The 23,799-nt window shown below is 68.5% G+C and carries 20 protein-coding genes; 5 read left to right on the top strand and 15 right to left on the bottom strand.

The genetic code is table 11. The features are described from left to right. Positions 1–31: 31 nt before the first annotated feature. The 12 genes from ASF06_RS08980 to ASF06_RS09035 form a co-directional block, all read right to left on the bottom strand. Positions 32–913 (bottom strand): SMP-30/gluconolactonase/LRE family protein, encoded by an 882-nt coding sequence (locus ASF06_RS08980; RefSeq protein ID WP_200920341.1) that lies wholly within the window; start codon positions 911–913, stop codon positions 32–34. Beyond that, positions 900–1,682: an SDR family NAD(P)-dependent oxidoreductase gene (locus ASF06_RS08985; protein ID WP_055946405.1), complete on the bottom strand. Its 783-nt coding sequence runs from the start codon at positions 1,680–1,682 to the stop codon at positions 900–902. The genes ASF06_RS08980 and ASF06_RS08985 overlap by 14 nt, the downstream gene beginning before the upstream one ends. A gap of 14 nt (positions 1,683–1,696) precedes the next feature. Then, entirely contained in the window at positions 1,697–2,815 is a 1,119-nt protein-coding gene (locus tag ASF06_RS08990) for a zinc-binding dehydrogenase (RefSeq protein WP_235500969.1), read from the bottom strand. A 14-nt stretch (positions 2,816–2,829) separates the two neighbouring features. After that, entirely contained in the window at positions 2,830–4,671 is a 1,842-nt protein-coding gene (locus ASF06_RS08995) for an IlvD/Edd family dehydratase (RefSeq protein ID WP_235500954.1), read from the bottom strand. Then, complete coding sequence (locus ASF06_RS09000; protein WP_055945706.1) at positions 4,668–6,086, bottom strand: aldehyde dehydrogenase (NADP(+)); 1,419 nt, start codon at positions 6,084–6,086, stop codon at positions 4,668–4,670. The genes ASF06_RS08995 and ASF06_RS09000 overlap by 4 nt, the downstream gene beginning before the upstream one ends. Continuing rightward, entirely contained in the window at positions 6,083–7,372 is a 1,290-nt protein-coding gene (locus ASF06_RS09005) for an endo-1,4-beta-xylanase (protein WP_055945708.1), read from the bottom strand. The genes ASF06_RS09000 and ASF06_RS09005 overlap by 4 nt, the downstream gene beginning before the upstream one ends. Beyond that, a complete protein-coding gene (locus ASF06_RS09010) occupies positions 7,369–7,737 on the bottom strand; it encodes a tautomerase family protein (RefSeq protein ID WP_055926016.1) in 369 nt (122 codons plus the stop codon). The genes ASF06_RS09005 and ASF06_RS09010 overlap by 4 nt, the downstream gene beginning before the upstream one ends. Further along, on the bottom strand, positions 7,737–8,810 hold the full coding sequence (locus tag ASF06_RS09015; RefSeq protein WP_055945710.1) for a Gfo/Idh/MocA family protein: 1,074 nt from the start codon (positions 8,808–8,810) through the stop codon (positions 7,737–7,739). Before ASF06_RS09015 ends, ASF06_RS09010 begins: the two co-directional genes overlap by 1 nt. Before the next feature lie 64 nt (positions 8,811–8,874). Further along, positions 8,875–9,666 (bottom strand): SDR family NAD(P)-dependent oxidoreductase, encoded by a 792-nt coding sequence (locus ASF06_RS09020; protein WP_055945712.1) that lies wholly within the window; start codon positions 9,664–9,666, stop codon positions 8,875–8,877. Continuing rightward, entirely contained in the window at positions 9,663–10,451 is a 789-nt protein-coding gene (locus ASF06_RS09025; RefSeq protein ID WP_055945714.1) for a carbohydrate ABC transporter permease, read from the bottom strand. The genes ASF06_RS09020 and ASF06_RS09025 overlap by 4 nt, the downstream gene beginning before the upstream one ends. A gap of 8 nt (positions 10,452–10,459) precedes the next feature. Then, positions 10,460–11,413: a carbohydrate ABC transporter permease gene (locus ASF06_RS09030; RefSeq protein ID WP_200920343.1), complete on the bottom strand. Its 954-nt coding sequence runs from the start codon at positions 11,411–11,413 to the stop codon at positions 10,460–10,462. Between the two features lie 106 nt (positions 11,414–11,519). Then, positions 11,520–12,890 (bottom strand): ABC transporter substrate-binding protein, encoded by a 1,371-nt coding sequence (locus ASF06_RS09035; protein ID WP_055945716.1) that lies wholly within the window; start codon positions 12,888–12,890, stop codon positions 11,520–11,522. Between the two features lie 230 nt (positions 12,891–13,120). On the opposite strand from ASF06_RS09035, the gene ASF06_RS09040 reads away from it, so the two are divergent. Genes ASF06_RS09040 through ASF06_RS09050 form a run of 3 tightly spaced genes read left to right on the top strand, consistent with a single transcriptional unit; the run spans position 13,121 to position 15,024 of the window. Continuing rightward, complete coding sequence (locus ASF06_RS09040; protein ID WP_055945719.1) at positions 13,121–14,125, top strand: LacI family DNA-binding transcriptional regulator; 1,005 nt, start codon at positions 13,121–13,123, stop codon at positions 14,123–14,125. A 54-nt stretch (positions 14,126–14,179) separates the two neighbouring features. Further along, on the top strand, positions 14,180–14,497 hold the full coding sequence (locus tag ASF06_RS09045) for a putative quinol monooxygenase (RefSeq protein ID WP_055925978.1): 318 nt from the start codon (positions 14,180–14,182) through the stop codon (positions 14,495–14,497). Beyond that, entirely contained in the window at positions 14,497–15,024 is a 528-nt protein-coding gene (locus ASF06_RS09050; protein WP_055945720.1) for a gluconokinase, read from the top strand. The genes ASF06_RS09045 and ASF06_RS09050 overlap by 1 nt, the downstream gene beginning before the upstream one ends. Positions 15,025–15,030: 6 nt before the next feature. Here the strand turns inward: ASF06_RS09050 and ASF06_RS09055 are convergent, their stop codons facing one another. Beyond that, a complete protein-coding gene (locus ASF06_RS09055; protein WP_055945722.1) occupies positions 15,031–16,518 on the bottom strand; it encodes an HNH endonuclease signature motif containing protein in 1,488 nt (495 codons plus the stop codon). A 263-nt stretch (positions 16,519–16,781) separates the two neighbouring features. Here ASF06_RS09055 and ASF06_RS09060 point away from each other — a divergent pair, with 263 nt between their 5' ends. Next, positions 16,782–19,115, top strand: coding sequence for a RyR domain-containing protein (locus ASF06_RS09060; protein WP_162237693.1), 2,334 nt, complete (start codon positions 16,782–16,784; stop codon positions 19,113–19,115). Here the strand turns inward: ASF06_RS09060 and ASF06_RS09065 are convergent. After that, entirely contained in the window at positions 19,082–21,979 is a 2,898-nt protein-coding gene (locus ASF06_RS09065) for a hypothetical protein (RefSeq protein WP_055945727.1), read from the bottom strand. The genes ASF06_RS09060 and ASF06_RS09065 overlap by 34 nt on opposite strands. 142 nt (positions 21,980–22,121) lie before the next feature. Between ASF06_RS09065 and ASF06_RS09070 the strand changes: the two genes are divergently transcribed. Continuing rightward, a complete protein-coding gene (locus tag ASF06_RS09070) occupies positions 22,122–22,556 on the top strand; it encodes a VOC family protein (RefSeq protein ID WP_055945729.1) in 435 nt (144 codons plus the stop codon). A gap of 69 nt (positions 22,557–22,625) precedes the next feature. Here the strand turns inward: ASF06_RS09070 and ASF06_RS09075 are convergent, their stop codons facing one another. Continuing rightward, on the bottom strand, positions 22,626–23,732 hold the full coding sequence (locus ASF06_RS09075) for a Fic family protein (RefSeq protein WP_082500803.1): 1,107 nt from the start codon (positions 23,730–23,732) through the stop codon (positions 22,626–22,628). Positions 23,733–23,799: the final 67 nt, after the last annotated feature.

Genomic DNA, 23,799 nt, shown 5'->3' on the forward strand with positions numbered 1-23,799 from the left:
CGCCCTTCGACAGGCTCAGGGAGCGGGGGCGTCACCCGGCGAACGGGTGCACCGGCGCGCCGCGCACGCCCACGTCGACCGAGTACGTGAGCCCGGCCAGCGGCTCCGTGCCCTCCTCGATGCCGTCGCGCGAGGTGGTCACGAGCAGGGTGCGCCCGTCCTCCCCGCCGAACGCGCACGAGGTCACGTTCGTGACCGGAAGCTCGAGCACATCGACGAGCACCCCCGACGGGTCGAAGCGGCGAACCGCACCGCCACCCCACATCGCTATCCACAGCCCGCCCTGCTCGTCGAGCGCCATTCCGTCGGGCGACCCGTGCACATCCGAGAAATCGATGAACACCTCGCAGCGGCCGAACTCTCCGCGCTCGGCGTCGAAATCGTAGCCGTAGACCGCGTCGTCTGCGGAGTCGACGTGCACGGCCAGCGTGCCGTCGCGCATCCAGACCAGCCCGTTCGGAACCGTGACGCTCTCGAGCACGACGTGCACCGACAGGTCGGGGTCGAGCCGGTAGAGCGAGCCGGCACCCGGGCGCGTGTCGTAGGCCATCGAGCCGCAGTACAGACGCCCCGCGCTGTCGCAGGAGCCCTCGTTCATGCGCACCGACGTGTCGTCGAACACGGGCACGCGCTGCAGCTGCCGAAGGTCGTCGTCGAGCAGCACGAATCCGCGCTCGTCTGCGGCCACGTAGCCGCCGCGTGTGCGTCGACGGATGAGCGCGGCGATGTCGCCGATGTGCGAGCGCGACTGCTCTCCCGCGGGGTCGGTGACCACATCGCCCGCGAGCATGTCGACATAGCGGAACACCTCGGCACGCGAGTCCCAGAACGCTCCCTCGCCGTGCACCACCGACGCGGGACCCGCCCACGAGCCCTGCGTCGCCGAGAGCCTCACTGCATCAGAGCCAGCCACCGTCCACCACCCAGTTCTGCGCCGTGCACATCGACGAGTCGTCGGCGGCGAGCCACAGCACTATGCGCGCCACATCGGCAGGGTACACGCGATCGGGCAGGCACTGGCTCTGCTCGATGTGCGCCTCGGCCTCCGGCGTGACCTCCTGCTGCAGCTGCCTTTCGGTCATGACCCAGCCGGGGATCACGCAGTTCACCCGAATTCCGTCGGGTCCGAGCTCGCGGGCCATCGCCCGGGTCATCCCCTCGATTCCCGCCTTGGCCGTGATGTAGCCCACGAGTTCGACCAGGTCGATGTGGGCGCTGATCGAGCCGAGGTTGATGATCGACCCGCGGCCCTTCGCCCGCATCATGGGCGCCACGAGGCGCGACGCGAAGAACTGGTGCCGCAGGTTCACCGCCATCCGGTCGTCCCAGTAGGCGGGGTCGAGGTCGTCGATCGTGTGCCGCTTGTCGTTCGCGGCGTTGTTCACGAGCACGTCGACGGGGCCGAGCGCCTCGGCGAGCCCCGAGATCACGCCCTGCAGCTCGCCCACATCGCGCACGTCGCACGCGCGGAAGAGCACGTCGCCGCCGAGCCCGCCGAGCTCGGCGGCCAGCGCCGCGCCGCGGGCCGCATCGATGTCGATGAACCCCACGCGCGACCTCTGGGCAGCGAACTGCCGCACGAACTCCTCGCCCAGGCCGGATGCGCCACCCGTCACCACGACGGTGCGTCCGGCCAGGCTCGGGTAACGCGCGAAGGCCAGCGCGCCCGAAGCATCGACCATCACTGCCTCGCCCATCATGCCCCCGGCAGCACGATGGAGCGCCCCAGGCTCTCGTGCTGCAGCGCCTCGAAGGCGTCGCCGATGCGCTCGAGCGGATACCGCTCGCCGAGCAGCAGGTCGAGGGGAAGCGCCCCGCTGCGGTAGAGCTCGAAGATGCGCGGCAGGTCGAGCTGCGGAATCGACGAACCGTACAGCGAGCCCACGACACGCTTCTGGCGCTGCACGAGTTCGTTGATCGGCACGTCGAACGTCTGCCCGACACGGCCGAGGCCCACGGCGACGGCGGTTCCTCCCGGGCGCAGCATCGACACGGCCGAGGCCATCGTCTCCGGCCGCCCGACGGCCTCGATGACCCACGCGACCCCGCCGGGAACGAGGGCGAGCACCTGCTCAACGGCATCCCCGTCTCTGCCGTCGACGGTGGCCGTGGCCCCGACCCGGGCGGCGAGCGAGAGCTTGGCCTCGTCGACGTCGACGGCGATCAGCGGATGGGCTCCCGCCGCCGCAGCCCCCATCAGGGCGGAGAGTCCCACGCCTCCGGCGCCGATCACGACGATCGCGTCGCCGAGGCACGAGCCGACGACGTTGCGCACCGCGCCCACCCCGGTGATCACGGCGCATCCGGCGATCGCCGCGATCTCGGGCGGAATGTCGTCGGGCACGTACACGACGCTGCGCTCGGGAACCACGACGCGCTCGGAGAAGCAGGAGACGCCGAGCAGGTGGTGCACGGTCTCTCCGTGGGCGTCGCGCATGCGGCTGGTGCCGTCGAGCAGCCCGCCCGACTGCGCCTGCACCGGGCCGAGCTCGCACATGATGGGCCTGCCTGCGATGCACTGCGAGCAGCGGCCGCAGTTCGGGCGCCACAGCAGCGCCACCCGATCGCCGATCGAGAAGCCCTCGCGAACATCCGGGCCCATGCCCACGATGCGGCCCGCACCCTCGTGGCCGGGCACCACCGGAAGCGGGCAGCGCAGCCCGCCCTGCAGGTAGTGCAGGTCGGAGTGGCATACGCCGGCCGCCTCGATCTCGACGAGGAGTTCGCCAGGGCCGGGGTCGGCCAGCTCGATCTCCTCGATGCTCAGCGGTGCGCCGATCTCGCGCAGCACCGCTGCCTTCACTTTCTGATTCATCACTCTCTGGCTCATCAGTGCGACTCCCTCATCACATCGGGTCCGGACGCCCCCGTGAGGAAGTCGAGGTCTGCGCCCGAGTCGGCCTGCTCGACGTGCTGAACGTAGAGCTTCTCCCACCCCCGGGTCGGCGCTGCGTAGGCCGTGGTCAGCGAGGCCGACGGCACGCGCCCGGCCAGCTCCTCGTCGGAGACGAGCAGCGTGAGCGACCGGCCCTCGACGTCGAGTTCGATCAGGTCTCCGTCGTGAACCAGCCCGAGCATCCCGCCCGCCGCCGCCTCCGGCGTGACGTGCAGCACCACCGTTCCGTAGGCGGTGCCGCTCATGCGCCCGTCGCAGATGCGCACCATGTCACGCACGCCCTGCTCGAGCAGCTTCGTCGGCAGCGGCATGTTCGCGACCTCGGGCATGCCCGGGTAGCCGCGTGGACCGCAGCCGCGCAGCACCAGGACGGAGTCCGCGGTCACCTCCAGCTCGGGGTCGTCGATACGCGCGTGCATGTCTTCGACAGAGTCGAACACCACAGCCGGTCCGCGATGCTGCAGCAGCGCGGGGCTCGCGGCGGCCGGCTTGATGATCGCCCCGGTCGGCGCAAGGTTGCCGCGCAGCACCGCGATTCCGGCGGCCCGCTGCAGAGGCTCGGACGCGGTGCGGATGACATCCCTGTCCCACACCCGATGCGCCGCGAGCTCGTCGACGAAAGGTGTGCCCAGCACGGTGATCGCGCCCGGGTCGAGCAGATTCTTCACCTCGTTCATCACGGCGAGAAAGCCGCCCGCCCTGAACAGGTCCTCCATGAGGTGCTCGCCCGCGGGCTGCAGGTTCACGAGCAGCGGCACGTCGGCACCGATGCGGTCGAAGTCGTCGAGGCCCACGTCGACGCCCACGCGCCGGGCGATGGCCAGCAGGTGCACCACCGCGTTGGTCGACCCGCCGATGGCCGCGAGCGCGACGATCGCGTTGTGGAACGCGGCGGGGGTCAGGATGTCGGCGGGCGCGAGGCCCTCCTCGACCATGCTCACGATGCGATTGCCGGTCGCGTGCGAGAACTCGAGCAGGCGGCTGTCGGATGCGGGGATCCCCGCGACTCCGGGCAGTGTCATGCCGAGGGCCTCGGTCACACAGGCCATCGACGACGCCGTGCCCATGGTGTTGCAATGGCCCCGGCTGCGGATCATCGACGACTCGCTCTTCACGAAGTAGTCGGCGTTGAGCTGCCCCGCCCGCACCTCTTCGCTCAGTCGCCAGACATCCGTGCCGCAGCCCAGCGGCCGCCCCTGGAACGTGCCGTTCAGCATGGGTCCGCCGGGCACGACGATGGCGGGGATGCCCACCGACGCGGCCGCCATGAGCAGCGCGGGAATCGTCTTGTCGCAGCCGCCGAGCAGCACGAGTCCGTCGACGGGGTTCGCCCGGAACAGCTCCTCCGCCGCCATCGCCATCATGTTGCGCCACAGCATCGCCGTGGTGCGCACGGTGGTCTCGCCCAGCGAGATGATCGGCAGGTTGTAGGGGATTCCGCCGGCCTCGTAGACCCCGTTCTTGACGCTTTGCGCGACCTCGTCGAGGTGCGAGTTGCAGGGCGCGAGGTCGCTGGCCGTGTTCGCGATCGCGATCTGAGGCCGCCCGTCGAACGCGTGGTCGGGAATGCCTCGGCGCATCCAGGCGCGGTGCAGATAGGTGTTGCGGTCGTCGCCGTCGTACCAGGCGGCGCTGCGGCGGGGGCGATCGGATGCGGGGCCCGTTCTCGGACCAGTTCGTATGACGCGCCCGAGCTGCGGCTGCGGCTCCTCCTGCGCGGGCGGATCGAGGTGCGGGTCGCCCTGTGGTTCGGGCGGGGTCTGCGAGTCGGTCACGGCAGGATCAGCTCTCCGTTTCTTCGGTGCGGGATGCGGGCGAGGCCGGCATCGGTGAGGTCGAGTGGAAGGGCCGCGGCGGGCGCGTTCTGGTAGGCGATCGGCCGCAGAAAGCGGCGGATCGCGGTGGCCCCGACCGAGGTGTGCTGCGTGTTCGTGGCCGGCCACGGGCCCCCGTGGTGCTGGCCCCAGGTCACGGCCACGCCGGTCGGCCAGCCGTCGAACAGAACCCGGCCTGCCAGTGCGGCCAGTCGGTCGACCAGACCGCGGATGTCATCGGCCGACTCGGCGTGCACGGTCGCGGTGAGAGACCCCGCGACCGCGTCGATCGCCCGCTCGACCTCGTCGAGCGAGCCGTATTCGATGAGCAGGGTGAGCGGCCCGAAGCACTCCTCGAGCAGCGCATCGCTGTGCTCGGCGAATGCGGCGATGGATGCCTGCATCACGGTGGGCGCGGGCGCGCCGTCGCGCACGGCCCCGCCCGCGACCAGCTCGACGCCCTCGACCGACAGCAGGCGTTCGAGGGTCTCGCCGAATGCGTCGGCGATGCGGTCGGTCAGCAGCCTGGGTCGCTCGAGCGCGTTCACCCGCTCGGCGAGGGAGGTCGCGGACGCGAAGCCTCGAGGGACGAACACCACGCCGGGCTTCGTGCAGAACTGCCCGCCGCCCAGCGTGAACGAGGCGACGAGGCCTGAGGCGAGTTCCTCACCGCGCGCGGCCAGGGCTGCGGGCGTGACGACCACTGGGTTGATGCTTCCCAGTTCTCCGTAGAACGGGATGGGCTCGGGTCGCGTGGCGATGGCGTCGAGAAGTGCGCGCCCGCCGGCGAGCGACCCGGTGAACGAGACCGCCCGGGTGGCCGGGGCTGTGACGAGGTCGATGCCGGCCTCGCGCCCCTCGACGAGCGCGAAGGTGCCCGCGGGGGCTCCGGCCTCGTCGAGCGCCTGCGTCACGATCTCGGCCGTGCGGCGAGAGAGCTCGATGTGTCCGGAGTGCGCCTTGACGATCACGGGGCATCCGGCCGCGAGCGCCGACGCGGTGTCTCCGCCGGCGACAGAGAAGGCGAACGGAAAGTTCGATGCCGAGAACACGGCGACCGGGCCGACCGGCCGCAGAACGCGACGGATCTCGGGCTGCAGCGGCGTCGCCTCCGGTCGCGCCTCGTCGAGCACCGCCTCGAGGTGGGAGCCCTCGAGAGCGACGTCGGCGAAGAGGCGCAGCTGCCCCGTGGTGCGCGCCACCTCGCCGGTGAGGCGGGCGGCGCCGAGGTGTGTCTCGCGATCGGCGATCTCGACGAGCTCGGCGGCGTGCTCGTCGAGGCGGTCGGCGATCAGGCGCAGCCAGCCGGCGCGCTGCTCGCGGGTCGAGGTCGACGTCGAGGTCGACGTCGAGGTCGAGGTCGACGTCGAGGTCACGCGCCCACCTCGACGACGAGCGACTCGGCGCCCGCGCCCAGCTCGACCTCGGAGCTGCCCGCCGGGGTCGTCACCCGGTAGCGCCCGGCGAATCCCTGCACCGCGACCTGGCCGTCGGCATCCGTCGCCGTGGTCGTCTCGGGCAGCCACCACTCGCCGCGGATGAGTTCGTGCAGCGCGTCGTAGCCGGGCTTGCGGCTGCCATCGGCGCGGATCAGGCCCGACGGGGCGCCGAGCCAGGCACCGTGGTCGGTGATGCCCCAGTAGGTGAGCGACTCGACCGCCGGGTGGCCGACGACCGTGCGGTAGTGACGCACGAGCTCGTCGGCCTGCCTGGCCTCACCCTTGGCGGTCGACGGCCACTCGTCGACCACGTAGTCGTTGAGGTCGACGATCTCTTTCGGCATGAGCTCGCCCGAGAGCAGGGTCGTCTCGGTCAGCTGCAGCGGCAGCCCGAAGCGCGAGAAGCGCTCGAGGATCTCCCACACCTGGTCCTCGCCGCGGTAGCCCTGGTGCATGTGCGTCTGCAGGCCGAGGGCGTCGATCTGTATCCCCGCCTCCAGGCACTCCTCGATCAGGTGCTCGTAGTCGGCGCTGAGGTCGAAGTCGTTGAGCACGAGCCGGGCGTGGGGGTTCGCGGCGCGCGCCTCCTCGAAGGCGAGCCGCACCATGCCCACCCGGCCGAGTCGCTGGGCGAGCCGGGTCACGGCGTTGTCCTCGGCCGTGAACACGGGCAGGATGACGACCTCGTTGATCGCGTCCCACAGGTCGACGACGCCGGCGAACTCGGTGACCTCGCGGCGGATGCGCTGCCGGATCGTCTGCTCGACGTCGGCCTCGTCGAGTTCGAGCAGCCACTCGGGGGCGAGCGTGTGCCAGACCAGGGGGTGGCCCTTCACGGTCACTCCGCGATCGGCGAAGTACTGGGCGGTGCGCCTGAGCCGCTCGGTCTCCGGCCTGCCCTGAACCGGCTCGAACGCGCGCCAGTAGAACGGCAGGGTCATGTTGTTGAACAGCCCCAGCCAGTCCTCGGCCAGCCTCTCGACCTCGGGCGGGGCCTGCCCGCCGAACACCTCCGACGCGCTGGGCTCGCCCGAGGCGGGCGGCCCGCCGAGCCAGTCGATGAAGTCGAACCCGATGTTGCCGAAGCCGAACGCGTGCCGCGTCTGCTCGATCGTCACCTCGGTCGAGGCCAGCGGATGCCCATGGGCGTCGACCAGGGTGAGGCGTGCGTCGGCGAGACGGTGGCTCAGGTCGCCCCGCTCCAGACCCGCGCACTCGGTCATCGCTCTCCCCGTGCGCCCGGGTACCAGTCATCGAGCGTGTTCTCGGTGATCGCGATGAACACGTCGTCGGGGCGCACACCGAGGGCTTCGAGGTTGCGCGCGACAGCGTCGAACATGGCGCGCTTCGTGTCGGCGTCATACATCTTCACCATGAGGATGCGCACGTAGACGACGTCGCGGCGGTCTCCTCCGAGGTAGTGCGGATCGGCCACGATGTGGTCGGCCGGCAGCGGGTGGATCACCTGGAAGCGGTCCTCCGCATCCATGCCCAGGCCTTCGACGAGGCCGGCATTGATGGCCTCGGCGTAGGCGAAGCGGGTGTCGTGGTCGACGGTGTCTGCGAGTTCGATGGTTACGAGGGGCATCAGGCCCAGTCCTCCTTGGTTGTGCGCACGTCGGCGCCGGTTCGAGCGGATTCCTCTATGGCGAGGCCGAGCAGGTGGTCCTGGCAGGCGTCGGCCAGGGAGTACGGTTCCGGGCCCTCCGACCTGGCCCACAGGCCCGTCTCTGCGAGGAGCGACGCCACGGCGATGTCGTCCTCGGAGAAGCTGGTTCCCACCCACGGGTTCTCATACACGCGCCGGCCCTCGAAGCTGGCCGAGACGACCTCGTTGCCCTCGAGGTTCATGTCGACGCCGGTGCGGCGATACGAGATGGGCGAGACGATCACTCCCTCGTCGGTGAGGTGGGTGACGGTGTCGTCGACGATCTCTCCGAGCGAGCCGCGGATGACGATGCGGCGCGCCAGCAGCGGGTTCCACCACTGGTTGTCGACGAAGTCGTAGAGGCCCATCCGCCCGTCGCCGAAGTCGAGGGTGGCGATCGTGGTGGTCTTGGGCTCGGGCTGCGGGTCGGCAACCCAGCCGTCGAAGGTGAGCGGGTCGGCCAACGGCGCCGAGAAGGTGCGCGCGTTCACGACCGTCTCCTCCATGCCCACGCCGAGGAACCCGCGCATGAGTGACGTCGCGTGGTACAGATGCGTCGACCCGACCTGCACGGCATTGACGCGGCCGATGGCTCCGCCGCGCGCGACGGCCTGCCGCGAGGCGTGGCCGGGCATCAGCATGTACTGCTCGGCCACCTGCACGAGGCCCGATGCACCGACGGCCGCCCAGAGCGAGCGCAGCCCGTCGGCATCCGGTGCCGGAGGCGTCTCGGCGAGGACGTGCGCGCCGAGCTCGACGAGCCGGGTGGTGACCGTCGGCATCGACGACCACGACACCGCCGCGATCACGAAGTCGGGGTGGAAGGTCAGCGCCTCCTCGAGGGTGCGCACGACAGGGATGCCCCACTTCTCCGAGGTGCGCTCCGCGGCCTCGGCCGAGTTGGCCACGACCGCCACTGCCTGCAGGCGGTCGGGCGCTGCCCTGGCCATGCGGATGTGGAAGTCGGCCCTCCAGCCTGTTCCGACGACGGCGAATCTCACGGGGTTGGACATAACAGACCTTCTTTCTTCGTGGTGAACGGACCGATCGCGAGGGTCTCTCGCGCGTGCGTGCCGGTCACACCTGACTCATTCCGCCGTCGACGACCAGTTCGGCGCCGGCGATGAAGCTCGATTCGTGGCTTGCGAGAAACAGCACTGCGGCGGCGACCTCATCGGGCCTGCCGATGCGGCCGACGGGGATCATCGCGGCGACGGCCTGCTCGACCGTCTCCGATCCGCCGGTGAACTGGTCGAAGCCTGCCGTCGCGATGGGCCCAGGGCTCACCGCGTTGGCGCGGATGCCTCGGCCCGCGAGCTCGGAGGTGAGCGTTCGGGCCAGCGAGCGCACGGCCGACTTCGTGGCGTTGTAGACGGCGTGCCCCGGGCCGCCGTTGTGCGCGGCGATCGACGACACGAGAACGATGCTGCCGCCATCCGTCATCAGCGGCACGAGCCGCTGAGCGGCGAAGAACGTGCCTCTGAAGTTGAGCCCGGCCACCCTGTCGAACAGCTCGGGCGTCATGTCGACGAGGGGCGTGGAGTCGACGTCGCGGCCCGCATTGGCGACGAGCACGTCGATGGTGCGGCCGGATGCCCGGATCACCTCGGCGAGCCGGTCGAGGCCGTCGAGATCGGCCGCGTCGGCCAGCACGACCTGGATGCCGATGGGCGCGTCGGTCTTCTGGCCCTCGATGCGCAGGGCCTCGGCCCGCTCGGGGTTCGTGCCCGTGACGATCACGTCGGCGCCCTCGGAGACGAAGCGCCGCGCGATGGCCAGTCCGATGCCGGCGGTGCCGCCGGTGACGACGGCGAGCCGGCCGGAGAGGCTGCCCGCGCCTGCCGTGCCGCCCGCTGGGCCGCCCGTCACTTGAGGGCTCCCGCTGCGAGGCCGCGCTCGAATGAGCGCTGCAGCAGCAGGTAGGCGACGATCACGGGCACGGCAGTGATGACCGCGGCCGCCAGAACGCCGGTCTGGTCGTTGGTGTACTGGCTCGTGAAGAACGAGGGAAGCAGCGTGACGACCTGCTTGTCGGGGTCGTTGAGCATCAGCATGGGCAGCAGGAAGGCGTTCCAGCTGTTGATCAGGGTGAGCACGACGATCGCCCCCGCGATGGGGCGGGTCAGAGGCAGCACGATGTACCAGAACACCTTCACGATGCTCGCGCCGTCGACGCGCCCGGCATCCATCAGCTCTGTCGGGATGCCGGCGAAGAAGCTGCGCGCCAGCAGCACCGTGAAGGGCACCTGCAGTGCGGCGAGCGGCAGGATCACGGCGATCAGCTCGTTGTAGATGTCGAGTGTCGACGCGGTGACGAAGAGCGGCGTGAGCAGCACGGCCTCGGGCATGGTGAGGGCCACGAGCAGCAGCCAGAACCACACCTCCTTGCCGCGGATGCGCAGCTTGGCGAAGCCGAAGGCGGCGAGCATCGTGCAGACGTAGACGATGGCGATCGTCGACCCGGCCACGATGATCGTGTTCATGAAGTAGGTGGGAACGACGCCGGTGTCGAAGACCTTGGCGTAGTTGCCCCAGCCCGCTCCGGCGAGAGATCCCTGCACCATCGCGACGAGCGCGAAGAGGTAGGGGATGACGATGATGGTCGCCAGCAGTTGCACGCCGATGCGTGACCTGAGGGTGCGCAGTTCGAACATGCCGGGCCTCAGCTCTCGTCGCTTCGACGGCGCAGGTTCATGAGCACGCCTCCACCGATGGCCAGCACGAGCAGAGCGATCGAGATCGCCGCCGCGTAGCCGAAGTGCTTCTCGGCGACCATGGTCTGGTAGATGTAGGTGCCGAGGAATTCGGTCGCATGGTTCGGGCCCGCTTTCGTGACGAGATAGGGAACGTCGAAGGTCTTGAGCGCGCCGATGATGCCGAGGGTCGCCAGCGCGATGGTGGTTCCCTTGCACATCGGCCAGATGATCGACACCAGGGTGCGCAGGTTGCTCGCGCCGTCGATGCGCGCGGCCTCGAGCACCTCGGGCTCGATCTGCGCCATGGCGGCGTAGAAGAGGATGAAGGTCAGACCGGTCCACTGCCAGATCGTGATCGCCATGACCACAGGCATCGCGGTGGCCGAGTCGGCCAGCCACGGGTGGGCGAGATCGCCCAGGCCGACGTGGCGCAGCACCCAGTTGAACTGGCCATCCACGTCGAAGATCGAGCGGAACACCGGGGCCATCGTGGCCGGGGCGAGCACGGTCGGAACGAAGATGATGACCTTATAGACCGGCGCCAGCTTGAGCTTCGAGTGCATAAGAGCCGCGAAGGTGAACCCGATCGTGGTCTGCACCGCGAAGGTCACGACGAAGAAGACGACGGTGTGCCAGATGGCCAGCCAGAACACGTCGTCCTGGAACATCTGGGTGAAGTTGTCGGCGCCGACCGACTCCGACGGGCTCAGGATGAAGCCGTTCCAGTCGAGGGTCGAGACGTAGCCCGTGTACCCGATGGCGAAGTAGATCATGCCGATGACGAGCACCAGCGCCGGCAGGATCCAGATCATGCCCGCGCCGAGGAAGATCTTCTTTCGAGGCCGACGGGGTGAGGGGGCCCGGTTCGGCACCCCCGGGGCGGGTGTTCCGGCACGTGGTTCCACGGTCGCCGTGCTCATGTCAGCTCCATTGCTTGAAGGGCGTGCTTGAAGGGGGTGTTCAGGCGTGATGCGGTGAGTCCTGCGGGCGGCCGGGTGGCCGCCCGCAAGGACCCGAGGTGGTGCGCTACTTCTGCTTGTCGACCACGGCCTGCAGGGCCTCGAGGGCCTGCTTCGCGGTCTGGTCGCCAGTGGCGACGCCGATGAGGGCGTCTCGGAAGGCGGTGTTCAGGTCGGCGCTCACCGAGGCGAAGCGCGGTTCCGTCGCACTGCCGGCGATGTCGGTGTACTCCTTGAGCGCCTCGAGCTGCGCATCCGGGTTGACCAGGTCGATGCCGTCCCACTCGGGCTGCACGCCGTTCAGCGACGGGATGTCGTTGAGCGTGTTGGCGACGGCGCCCTGGCCGGCCTCGGATGTCGTCAGCCAGGTCGCGAAGGTCGTGGCCGCCGCCTGCTGGTCGCTCTTGGCGCTCACCGCGAGTCCGTAGTCGGCGTCGCCGAACATCTCGCCCGTGTTACCGGTGCCCGCGACATCCGGGAACTGGATCGGGATCATCGTGAACGGCTCGGGGTTCGCGACCCCGGCGGCCTCCATCGCTGCGACCATCGAGTCGCGCACGGTGTACTGCGTGTACCAGCTGCCCATCATGATCATGGCGTACTTCTGCGACATGAATGCGTTGTTGGCGTCGGGGTACTGCTGCAGCCCGATCGCGCCCTCCTGCATGATGCCGTCGTCGAACATCGCCTTCCAGATGTCCATGCCCTGCTCGAAGGCGGGGTCGGTGTAGTCCATTTCCCCGCGCGACGCCTTGGCGTACGCACCGGGCTCGATGTTCTGCATGATCGCCTCGAAGGTGTCCATGTCGAACGCCCATTGGCCCGCGCCCTGCACGAAGCATCCCTGGCCGGCGGCCTCGAGCGTCTGGCAGACCTGCACCCACTCGTCGTAGGTGGTCGGGGGCGTGAGGCCGTTCTTGTCGAAGATGTCCTTGTTGATCCAGACGCTGCCCGAGTAGACGGCGCCGGCCGACAGGCCCACGACCTTGCCGTCGACGCTCAATCCGTCGACCCCGGATGCGGCCAGCTTGTCCTTCCAGTCCGACCCGAGGGCCTCCTCCACCGCGGGGGCCAGGTCGATGGCTCCGGCCTGGAACGTGTTGACGCCTCCGTTGGCCGATCCCGGGGCGACGTTGAAGACATCCGGCCCGTCAGACGAGGTGATCGCCGGGCCGAGAACCGAGTCGTAGGTGTCGATCGGCTTCGAGACGAACTCGACCTCGATGTCGGGGTACTCCTCGTTGAACGAGGCGATGAGCTTGTCGGCCAAGGGCTTGTCGGGGGTCCAGCCCCACCAGGTGATCGAGCCTTCGCTCGCCGAGCCCGCGTCGGCCGAGTTGCTGCCACCGCCGCCCGAGCAGGCGACGAGCGATAGGGCCGCCAGACCGGCCACGACGATGGCGCTGCTGCGGCGCCATCCGAATGTCTGCTTTGACACTGTTTCTCCTCTTAGTCTCCGCGTCTCTGCGGATCGCCAGTAGAACCTGTACGCAACTCTGACGCGGGGATGCGTGAGCTTTGCGAATGAACTTACCTGAAACTTGCTGCGTAACTTTTGCGTAAGTTGCGTAATCAGCAGTGTAGGCTGGGGGCAGTTCACGAGTCAACGGTGTTGGCCAAATGTGATCGAAATTCATATCGAGAGAATTCATGTCGAGAGGAGGGCCCATGTCTGAAGCCGGAGCGACCCTCGCCCAGATCGCCGAGGCGGCGGGGGTGTCGATCCCCACCGTGTCGCGGGTGCTCAACGGCAAGCCCGGCATCTCGGCGCCCAAGCGCGAAGAGATAGAACGCCTGCTCGAAGACCGGGGCTACGCACGCCGCAAACCGCGGCGGGGCACACCGCTCATCGACTTCGTCATCTCGAGCCTCGAGACGCAGTGGGCCACCGAGCTGCTGCGCGGCGCCCAGGCCGAGGCGGCGCGCGCCGGTGCCGACCTGGTTCTCAACGCCACCGACGGCAGACCGGCCGGATCACCCGACTGGATCGAGCGCATCTCGGCCCGGGGCACCGACGGCGTGGTGCTGGTCGTGTCGGAGCTCGAACCGCAGGCCAGAAGGGAATTGTCGCGCCTGCAGGTTCCTGTGGTCGCCATCGACCCGATCGGCTCCGACACCGAGTCGTTCGTGACGGTGTCGGCCACCGACTGGGTGGGCGGGCGCGAGGCCACGGAGCATCTGCTGGCGCTGGGGCATCGCCGCATCGGCTTCATCACCGGCCCCATCACCCTCGAGTGCCACCAGGACAGGCTCGACGGCTACACCTCGGCGCTCGGGCGAGCCGGCATCGCAGCCGACGCTGCTCTTGTGCGCCAGGGCGACTCGCTCATTGCGGGCGGCCAGCGGTTCGGCGGCGAACTTCTCGACCTGTCCGACAGGCCGACCGCCGTCATCAGCGGCTCGGACGAGCAGGCCTACGGCGTGTACCTCGCCGCCAGGGAGCGCGGGCTGCGCATCCCTGAAGACCTGTCTGTGGTCGGCTTCGACGACGTCGACCTGTGCCGGTGGGTCAGCCCGCAGCTCACAACGGTGCGCCAGCCCCTGTCGAGCATGGCGGCCGAGGCCACGCGCCTGCTGCTCAAGCTCGCCGCGGGCGAGGAGGTCGCGAGCCCCACGGTGCGACTGGCCTCGAAGCTGATCGTGCGCGACTCCACGGCTGCGCCTCATTCGTAAAGATCCTCCACAGTGCAGACTTGAGACATCACCCGACCAACCCCGTGGAGTCCCATGTCTGAAGCAGTCGTCGTCACCGTCACGTTCCGCCCTGTCGAGGGCGCCAGAGACGAACTCGTGAAGGCCCTCTCGGCGGGCATCGCCGAGGTGCACACCGAGACCGGATGCGAGCTCTACGCGATTCATGACGCTCCCGACGGAACGATCATCATGCTCGAGAAGTGGAGCTCGGCCGCCGACCTCGAGGCCCACGGCTCCGGCGAGATCGTCGCCCGCATGAACGCGACCCTCGTCGGCCTGCTCGAGTCCGCACCCGAGATCACCCTGCTGTCGCCGATTCCCGCGGGAAGCAGCTACCAGGGCCAGCTCTGATGGCGGGCCCTAACCCCGGCCCGAACGCAGGACACGAGCTCGTGATCGTCGGGGGCGTCTCGGGGTCTGGCAAGTCGACGGTCGGAGCCCTGCTCGCCCAGCGCCTCGAGGTTCCGTTCATCGATGCCGACTCCCTGCACCCCGAGGCGAATGTCACCAAGATGGCGGCCGGCCTGCCGCTCACCGACATCGATCGCGAGCCCTGGCTGGTGCGCATCGGCGAGGTTCTGGCGGAGCACGACGCCTCGGGTCTCGTTCTCGCGTGCTCGGCGCTGAAGCGCAGGTATCGCGACACGATCCGCGCCGTGGAGCCGTCGACCGTCTTCATCACCCTCTCGGGCCCTCGCGAGCTGATCGCGTCGCGTATGGGAGCCCGCACCGACCACTTCATGCCGGCCTCCCTGCTCGACTCGCAGCTGGCCGCGTTCGAGCCGTTGGAGCCCGACGAGATCGGAGCCGATGTCTCGGTCGACGCGCACATAGACGACATCGTGGATGCCGCCGCCCGCGTCGTTCGCCCCACCTGACGAACGTCACCACGGCCGACCCACCCTCTGCTGCCCCGCGGCGCGTGCCGGATTCTGCCGCCCGCGCCATCCGGGCTCGCGCACGTGCGGCTTGCCGCTAATCATCTCGAGTTGCCACGCCGAGGTGTGGATCGTGGCGTGGTGGAACGGGCACAGCAGCGCCAGGTTGTCGAGATCGGTTCTGCCCGCGAGGAAGCTGCTGCTGACCCAGGGCACGACGTGGTGCGCCTGACATCGCGATGGTGGCACCCTGCATCCGGGAATCACGCAGCCCCCGTCGCGCGCGGCGAGGGCTCTTCGTTGTCGGCGGCTGGCCAATCGTTTGGTCTTGCCCTGGTTCAGCACACCACCGTCGGAGCCGAACAGCGTGACGATCATGTCGGAGTCGCACGCGAGCATCTCGACCGTGCTCATGGGCACCGGCTCGGTGCTGCCGTCGATCCAGCCGACCCCGCGCCCCGCCTCGAGGTCACTCACGGAGACGTGCACGTTGATCGTGGGCGCGAAGCCGTTCAGTCTCGACGCCGCGGGCGACGCGGCCGCCAGCTCGATGAGCGCCATCACGGCGTCGAGGAGCTTCTGCTCCGAGGTACGCGTGTCGACGACGACATAGTCGCCCGCGCCGGCGCCGCGGCCGGACCCTTCATCCCCAGCAGCGTCGGCACCCGCGCCCGCGTCGCCGTCTCCCTCCGCCCGCGGCGCCTCCGGATCGGCCGTGCGTGGACTCAGAATCGAGTCGACCGCCGCGAGAAACACTCCCAGTTGCAGAGGGGGCAGCGCATACCGCCCGCGCGCCATGCCGTCGACGCCCACCTTCGGGTAGCTGAACCCGCGCAGCTGCTGCTTGACGGCATCCCGAGGTTCGGCCCCGTCAGGGTCGAGGTGCTCCCGGATGCGTGTCGCAAGTCGAGCGAGCTCGTCGACGGTGAAGCGCGGGGTCGCGTCTGCGCCCACAGTCTCAGTCGCCGCATCGACCAACCGCAGCTCGGCCTCGTCGACCGCCTTCGACCATGTGACGCGAGACACCACCTCGGTGAGAGTGCGGCAGATGACCGACGCCGCATCGACACCGATGCGGCCCGAGAACATGGCCCGCTCGACAGCCGGAAAACGACTGGCCAGCGGCAGCCCCGTGGGAGATGTGACCGACCGCACCTGCCGCCCCAGCATCATGCGCGCGCCGGCCGTGCGCTCGGACACGTTCGCCGTGGCCGCGAGCAGTTTCTTGCCCGTCGCGAACCCGTGCCTGTAGGCGAGCCCGTCAGACTCGAGTTCGCGCCGCGACTCGTGCTCGACCTCGGCGGCGGCCCAGACGCGAGCCGCATCGGAGGCCCGGCCGACGGCCTCCCAGTCATGCACAACACCCAGGAGCTCATCGCCGCCGACGCCACCTGCAGCACCGACGCCACCCGCAGCACCCGCGCCGCGCTGCTCATCGAGCAGCTCGAGCAGGCGCGCGGCGATGTCGCCGAGGGATGCGTCGCGGAGGTCCATACGAGAAGTCAAACACCACCCACCGACACTGGCTCCGATCCACCAAAGACTCTTTGACCAGTGGATTCGCCTGTGGATAACGTCCACAATTGCGGACCTGTGGAGGAGAAGACGCACCACGGCATCGTGTTCACCCCGCGCGAGGCGTCGACCCCCTCTGATACTTCGGGATCCAGCCGGTCCCCCGCCTGGGGTTCTTCACTAGGATTGGCGAAACACTCGGTCGCTTCGGGGGAAGAATGCGAAATCGCTCGCGTCGCTGGTTGCTGACCCTTGCAATCACCTCCTTTGCGATCTGCGTAGCCGGGATCGTCGTGCTCGCCCTCCGAGCGATCCTTCCCGGGCTGATACGCGACAGCGGAGATTTTCTGACCTCCTTCTCCGACCCTTCCTCGTGGTGGGGCATAGCGGTAATTCTCGGTGCCGCAGCCGCTCTCTGGTTCGCTGTCGTGCGCATCCGGGTCACACGCAAGAAGCGGTCGTCGGTCTTGCCGCTCCTCGCACTCGGCGGTACGACCATCGTCCTGGGACTGTCCGCCTACATCCCCTGCACGGGCGGCCAGGCCCCTTTCTGGGCTCCTCTCACGTGGACCATTGCCCTGTTCGTCGGCAGCGCAGAGAATCCGTTCGGTGACATGAGCGGATGCGCGGCCGAGATGCCCCTCGCGCTGCAGCTCGCCCGACTCACGGCCCTTCTCGTGCTCTCCCTCGGTGTCGCGGGCGTGATCGGCGTTCTCTTCCGGGATCGGCTCGACCGCAGGCGCACACATCGCGCCCGCTCGGTGGTCGTCGTCGTCGGGGTCGACGAGAGCTCGCTCGCCATCCTCCGCCGCGTGCGTGCCGAGACGCCGAGGCGCACCGTGGTCGCCGCGCTCATCGACGAGAATGCGCCCGAAGCCGTGCGCGACTCGGCCCGAGCCGTCGGCTGCACGGTACTCAGCATGGAGACCGAGAACGCCCAGTTGCTCGTGCCACTGGTGCGCGCCGGGCGCAGCGGCGCATCCGGCCTGGTCGCGCTGTACTGTCTGCGACCGGATGCCGCCTCCAACCTGCAGACCTGGCGGGCATTCCGTGACGCGCACGAAAAGTTGAAGAGTCCGGGCGGCCCGCCTCGGGCCGTCATCCGCCTCGACGACCCGTGGCAGAGCGAGTACTGGAGGCGCAAGGCGATCAGCACACCGGATGGATGGATTCTCGACACCACCAGCGTGTTCGAGAACACGGCCCGCGTGGTCGTGCGCGGCATCCTCGATCGCGGAATCGACCGAGTGGCCGTCGTCGGCACCACGCCGCTCGCTCTTGCGATCCTCGCCGAGTTCGCGCAGCGCCGTCGAGAACTGGATGCGTCGCGGTTCGACACCTCGGATGTCATCCCCCACGTGATGGCCGTCGGTCCCGATGCAGACACGGTGGTGGAGGAGCATCGCCTGAGGCAGCGCAGGTTCGGCAACCGTCACACGTCGTTCTCGCCGGAGGCGGTTCTCGACCCGGCCGACTGGAGAAGCCTCGGCGCCCGACTGCAATCGGCGAGCCACCCTGCCGTGGTGATTGCCGACCCGGAGTTCGGTCGACGCTTCGCATCGTCACTCGCCGCACGGAGCCCCGACTGGGTGATCTTCGCTTTCGATCCGGCGGCGCACGGATTGCCCCTCGAAGCGGTCATGGAGCAGTTGTACGACTTCGGGCCGATCATCGACCCGGCCGACGGTGCCACGATCGACTCGTGGGAACGGGTCGCACGCATCGCTCACGCGAATTACCTCCACGATCTCGGTCACCCCTCCGGGGGTCCGACAAAACCCTCGGCTCAGCCATGGGAGGCGCTCAGCCCCTTCTACCGGGAATCCAACGTGCGCCTGATCATGACCACTCTGTCGTCGGCCGGCGCCGTGGGGCGCACCTGGGCCGCCGACGCGCTCAACACGTCCGCGACCCCCGCAGCCGACCTCTCCGCCGACCAGGTGAGCACCATGGCTCGCCTCGAGCACGAGTCCTGGCGCGCCCATCACCTCGACAACGGCTGGCGCTCCGGCACTGTGCGCGACGATGCCGATCGCATCCACCCCTGGCTCATACCGTGGGAGGAGCTGCCCGCCGAAGCGATCGAACGCAGCGAACGCACCGTGCTCGATGCGATGGCACTGCTCGCCACGCTCGGGTATCACTCGGTGCCCAGTACCGAGGCCGCGCCGACGGCGCCTCCGGTGAACAGCACGTGGACACCGGCTCGACGCATGGGAACGGTCACCGCCCGCAAGGTCGACGACACCTTCTCCTGGCGGAACCAGAACGGAGACACACTCACCTCCTCGGCCGGTGACTGGCGAGTAGAAGACGAGACGGGAGCCGTCTGGTCGGTCGACGCGTCCGAGTTCGCCGGGCTGTACGAGCAGGTCGACGAGAACACATGGCAGCGCACGGGCGTCGTCTCGGTGCGACCCGGCATCCCGGGCGAGATCGTGCACACCTGGGAGGGACCCGCGACCGTCACCGAGGGCGACTGGGTCGTGCGTGGCAGAGCGGGCGAAGTCTGGAACGTCTCGGCCTCGCACTTCGCCGAGCGCTACGAGCTGATCGACGAGCAGGGGTCCAGATAGAGCTCGCTCTCGCCGGTCACGTCGCGCCATTCGTCGACCGTGAGTCTCGAGTCGGCGACGGTGCAGGCCGCATACGTCCACTCCTCGGTTCTCATGGGCAGGAAGGTGATCGTCGAGGCCGGTTCATTTGCGGCGACGAGGTCCGAGCCGTCGGCAGAGAAACCGAGCGAGGTCCATTGCCTCACTCCCGGGGCAAGGGTCAGGGCTTCGAGCTCGACTCTCGGATCCAGTGCGGTGGTGCTGACCCACCCGTTATCGGCCGTCGCGGTCATGTTCGAGGTCGAGACAGCGGTGATCGCTGATGGCGCCACGGCCGAGCCGAGTTCCACCGTCTCTCCGGATGCCAGGTCCAGCGTCATGAATCGATCTCCGCTGTCGGTGGTTCGCCAGAGTGCCACCTTGTCGTCGGCCAGTGCAGCCGCATCGACGAAGGAGCCGTCGATCATGGTCGTCTGGAGCTCGTCGCCCGACTCGATCTCGTAGACGGTCGCGACGTTGGTGGCGACGACTCCATTCGCTGTGGTCTCGGCATCGCCGGTCTCGGCATCGCCGCTCGCGGTGAAAGCGACGAGGAACTCTCCGTTGCCGAGAATTCGGCCGCCGACCGGAAGCGAGGAGACGACCGTGCCCGACCCGGGGTCGAGGAGCGTGGTGAGTTCCCCTCCTGAGTACACGATGAGTCCGTCGTCGCGAAGAGCGATTCGCTCGGCGCGCGACGGAATCCCTCCCTCTGTGACCGGCGCATCGAATATGCCCTGCGATTCGACCGTTCCCAGCCCCTCGCCTCCGAGGACCGAGTACTCACCACTCGACGGGTCGAGCATCAGGACGCTGTCGTCGTCGAGCCAGACAGCGTCGGATGCGCCTCCGAAGTCGACCGTGGACCGCAGATCGTCGATGGTCGTGCCGGTGGTCGTATCGGCGGCGGCGATGTCAGCGTTGTCGTCGGAGACGACGACGGCTCGGGTGCCCGCCGGGTTGACTGCCACGTGCGTCGGGCCGCACGCCGAGCATCCGAACGGCACCCTGAGGGGCAGGGTGGTGGAGACGCGCGACGGCGAGCCGATCGACCAGAGGGCCACGCTGGTGCCCGACGCGCTGATCAGCGTGTCGTCGTTGAGGAAGTTCAAGGAGACCGGGGTTTCGCCGGCTCCCCGCAACTCGCGTGCCGCCGGCACGAGGCCGTCCTTCGAGACGACATCGCCGATGTAGATCACGCCGGAACGTGCGGTGGCCAGCAACCCGCTGTCGCTCAGGGCCATGCTCGTGGGTCGCGCATCCGGAGCATTCGCCCGGTACATCGCCTCGCCGTCGTTCTCGGGCGCCCCAGGCACGTCCCAGACGCTGAAGTCCGAGCCACCGTTCGTGAACGTGAAGAACGCGCCCGAATCCGAGAGCGCTCCCCCGAACAGCCACGTTCCCATCGGGCTTTCCCAATTCGTCGTACTGCCCCCGATGGTTTCGACGAGGCCGATACCGTACTCGTCCATCGAGACGACCGTCGTGTCGTCGGGAAGGGTGACCCACGACGGAGGCAGGGCGTTCGCTCGGCGCGCGACCTCGACGCCGTCGCGCACGGTCACGATGTCGTAATCGCGCCTCTCGACGATGGACGGGGTGGAACCGAGGATGGTCGATCCGCTCGGAGACAGCGCCAGCGGATAGATCCCCTCGAGCAACGGCTCGACCGCGCCCGCTCGCCACACGATCGAGTCGTGCACGGAGAAGGCCGACTCCTCGTCGGTCAGCACGCCGTCGGCCACCACGACGGATGCATCGTCGCTGACGTCGACGAAGCGCACCTCCCCGGAGACCGTCGCCAGTTCGGTGGGCTCGGGCGCCGCAGCCCTGTCGACGGCGGATCGATAGACCGAAGGGTCGAGAGTCCAGCTCAGCACCCGCCCGTCGGCGGTGCCGGCAACGATCGTCAAGCCGTCGGGGGTCCCTGCCGCCACGGTTATCGCGGAGCCCGGACCGCTCCCCGCGCTCAGAAACTGCGTGAGCTCCGGCGTCGCCGCGTTCACGTCGTAGAGGGCCGAGTAGGTCTGCGCGTCCGGCTCGAGCGCGTAGCCCGACGCCGCCAGCAGCAGCGCCTTCTCGAGGTCGGTCTCCGCTTCGTTGCGGGCAGTCGATGCGAGCTGGCGTGCGGTGGCGACACGCAGCTGATCGCGCGCGAGGTCTCTCTGGCTCGCAGCCTCCGTGCCTTGAACCACTGCGACGATGCCCGCGACGATACTGGCGACGAGGAGTACAGACAGCCCGACGGCGGCTCCCCGAGCCAGGCGCCGGGTGCGTCGGTGCTCTTTGACGTTGTCGCCGATGAGGGTGTCGCGTTCGACGCCGCGAATCGTGGCCGAGAGGTCGGCGACCCGCTCGATGAACTGGGGGTCGGACGCGCCGAGCGCATCCCCACCGTCGCCTGCGCCGTCGAACCAGGTGAGGCCGATCCAGCGGGGCTCCTCCGCATAGCTTCCGCGCAGCGACGGAGGCACGCAGTCTGTGTCCGCAGAGAAGTCGTTGGACGTGCGATCCCAGGCCAGCTCGCCGCGCTGGTGCACGAGGAGGATGCTCTCGGCGCCCTTGTTCTCGACCCACCAAGCGACTTCCTTGTCGACATACTCCGACTTGGCCGCGTCGGGCGTGGCGATGAGAATGAACCATCGAGCCTGAACGAGTGCGGTCTCGATCGTCGACCACAGGCCCGAGTTCGCCGACATCGTCGCGTCGTCGCGGAAGATCCGCACGGCGCGCAGGCGGTTCCAGGGCTTCGCGAAACGCTCGATCCCCTTCTGCAGTTCGGTCGCGAGCGAGGTCGACGGCCTGCGCGCGTAGGAGATGAATGCGTCGAACGAATCCGCAGCCACAGGCCACCCCTTTGATCCGCAGACCCCGAGATTCGGGAGTCAGTCACTACACACTGTAGGAGTATGGCGAGGCCGTGTGGGGATTCCCCTTGGGGTGCGCCCGCACGAACCGTCAGGACCTGCCGAGGAATAGCATCGACCCATGCCCATAAAACTGGAGAACGTCGGCATCGCCGTGACCGACATCGAGGCCACCATCGCCTTCTTCACCGACCTCGGCCTCACGGTCGTCGGTCGCGACGAGGTCAGCGGCGAGTGGGCCGACACCGCCGTGGGCCTCGACGGCAACCACGCGAAGATCGCGATGCTCCAGACGCCGGATGGCCACGGCATGCTCGAGCTCTTCGAGTACATCCACCCCGATGCCATTGAGACGTCGCCCACCCAGCCGAACGAGATCGGCATGCACCGGGTCGCCTTCTCGGTCGACAGCATCGACGACGCGCTGGCGATCGCGGCGAAACATGGATGTCACCCGCTTCGCGGGGTGGCGAACTACGAGGGCGTCTACAAGCTCAGCTACGTGCGTGGCCCGAGCGGCATCATCGTGATGTTCGCGGAGGAGCTGCGGTCCTGACCCAGTCAGCGCTGGCCGACGGATGCGCGGACCGTGCTGACCGCCGGGTAGCTGTGCGGCACTCGACTCCTACATCGCTCGCTGGATGCGCCTGTCCAACTCGTCGAGTTCGGCAAGAAGGTCGGCCGCCACCCACACGCGGTCCCTCTTGCGCCCGGTGATTTCTCGGATCACCCCTGCCTCGACGAGCCGATCGATCGCTGCATACGCCTGCACCGTCTTGGCACCCGAGTAGCGCTCGACCTCGTCGGCGTTCATAACGGGATGATCGAAGAAGACGGGCAGCAAGGCTGCCAGTGCCGAACCCTTGCGTGGCTTCACCTCGTCTATCCATTCGCCCGGCAGGGCCTTGATCCGGTCGATCGACGTTCGCGACTCCAGTGCCGCAACGCGTGCGGCGCGAGCGAAGAGCTCGACGACTGGGGCTGGGTCGCCCCGGCGATATATTCCCAACGCCTCGAAGTATTCATCCCTGCGCGCGAGTATTCCTGACGCCAACGGGATCACCGCGTTCCTGGTCACACCGCGCCGTCGCAGCGACGCCGAGACGAGTGCACGACCGACACGACCATTCCCGTCGATGAAGGGGTGGATCGACTCGAACTGCGCGTGGGCGATCGATGCCTGAATGAGCGCAGGGACATCGTCGCGATTGAGGTAGCCGAGAAGGTCACGCATCAGCGGTTCGACCCGCTCGGGGGCGGGAGGAACGTGAAGCGCGCCTCTCGGCGAATAGTCCGACCCGCCGACCCAGTTCTGCATATCTCGCAGGCGACCCGCGTAGTCCGCCTCGACCGGATCCTCATTCATCAGCGATCGATGAGCATCGAGCACGTCGTCCAGCGAGAAGACACCGCGCTCTCCGACGACCGTCACCAGCTCGTGGAGTGCGCTGCTCGCCGCGACCATGCTCACGGCCGACGAGTTGCTTCGGTTTCCCGCGATCGCCCGCGCGTAGTCTTCTGCGCTGGCCGTGATTCGCTCGATCTTCGACGATGCGACCGACTCTGTTCGGATCATGAACCGGCTGAGCGCGACAGATTTGCCGGCGGCATCCGTGTCGGCTTGGGCGATTGCAATGAGCGCACTCTCGGCCAAGGAGATGAGCCCGAGGGGTGGCATGTAGTCGAGGTGTTCGATGAACGGCGGAATAGTGGCGTCGATCGACCGAACCATGCGGTCCTCACGGGTCCCTCCGCGCGCTCTTTGCTGCCACGGAAGGGCTTCGATCTCATGCGCGGGC

The organism is Agreia sp. Leaf244 (genome assembly GCF_001422695.1).
GTDB lineage: Bacteria > Actinomycetota > Actinomycetes > Actinomycetales > Microbacteriaceae > Agreia.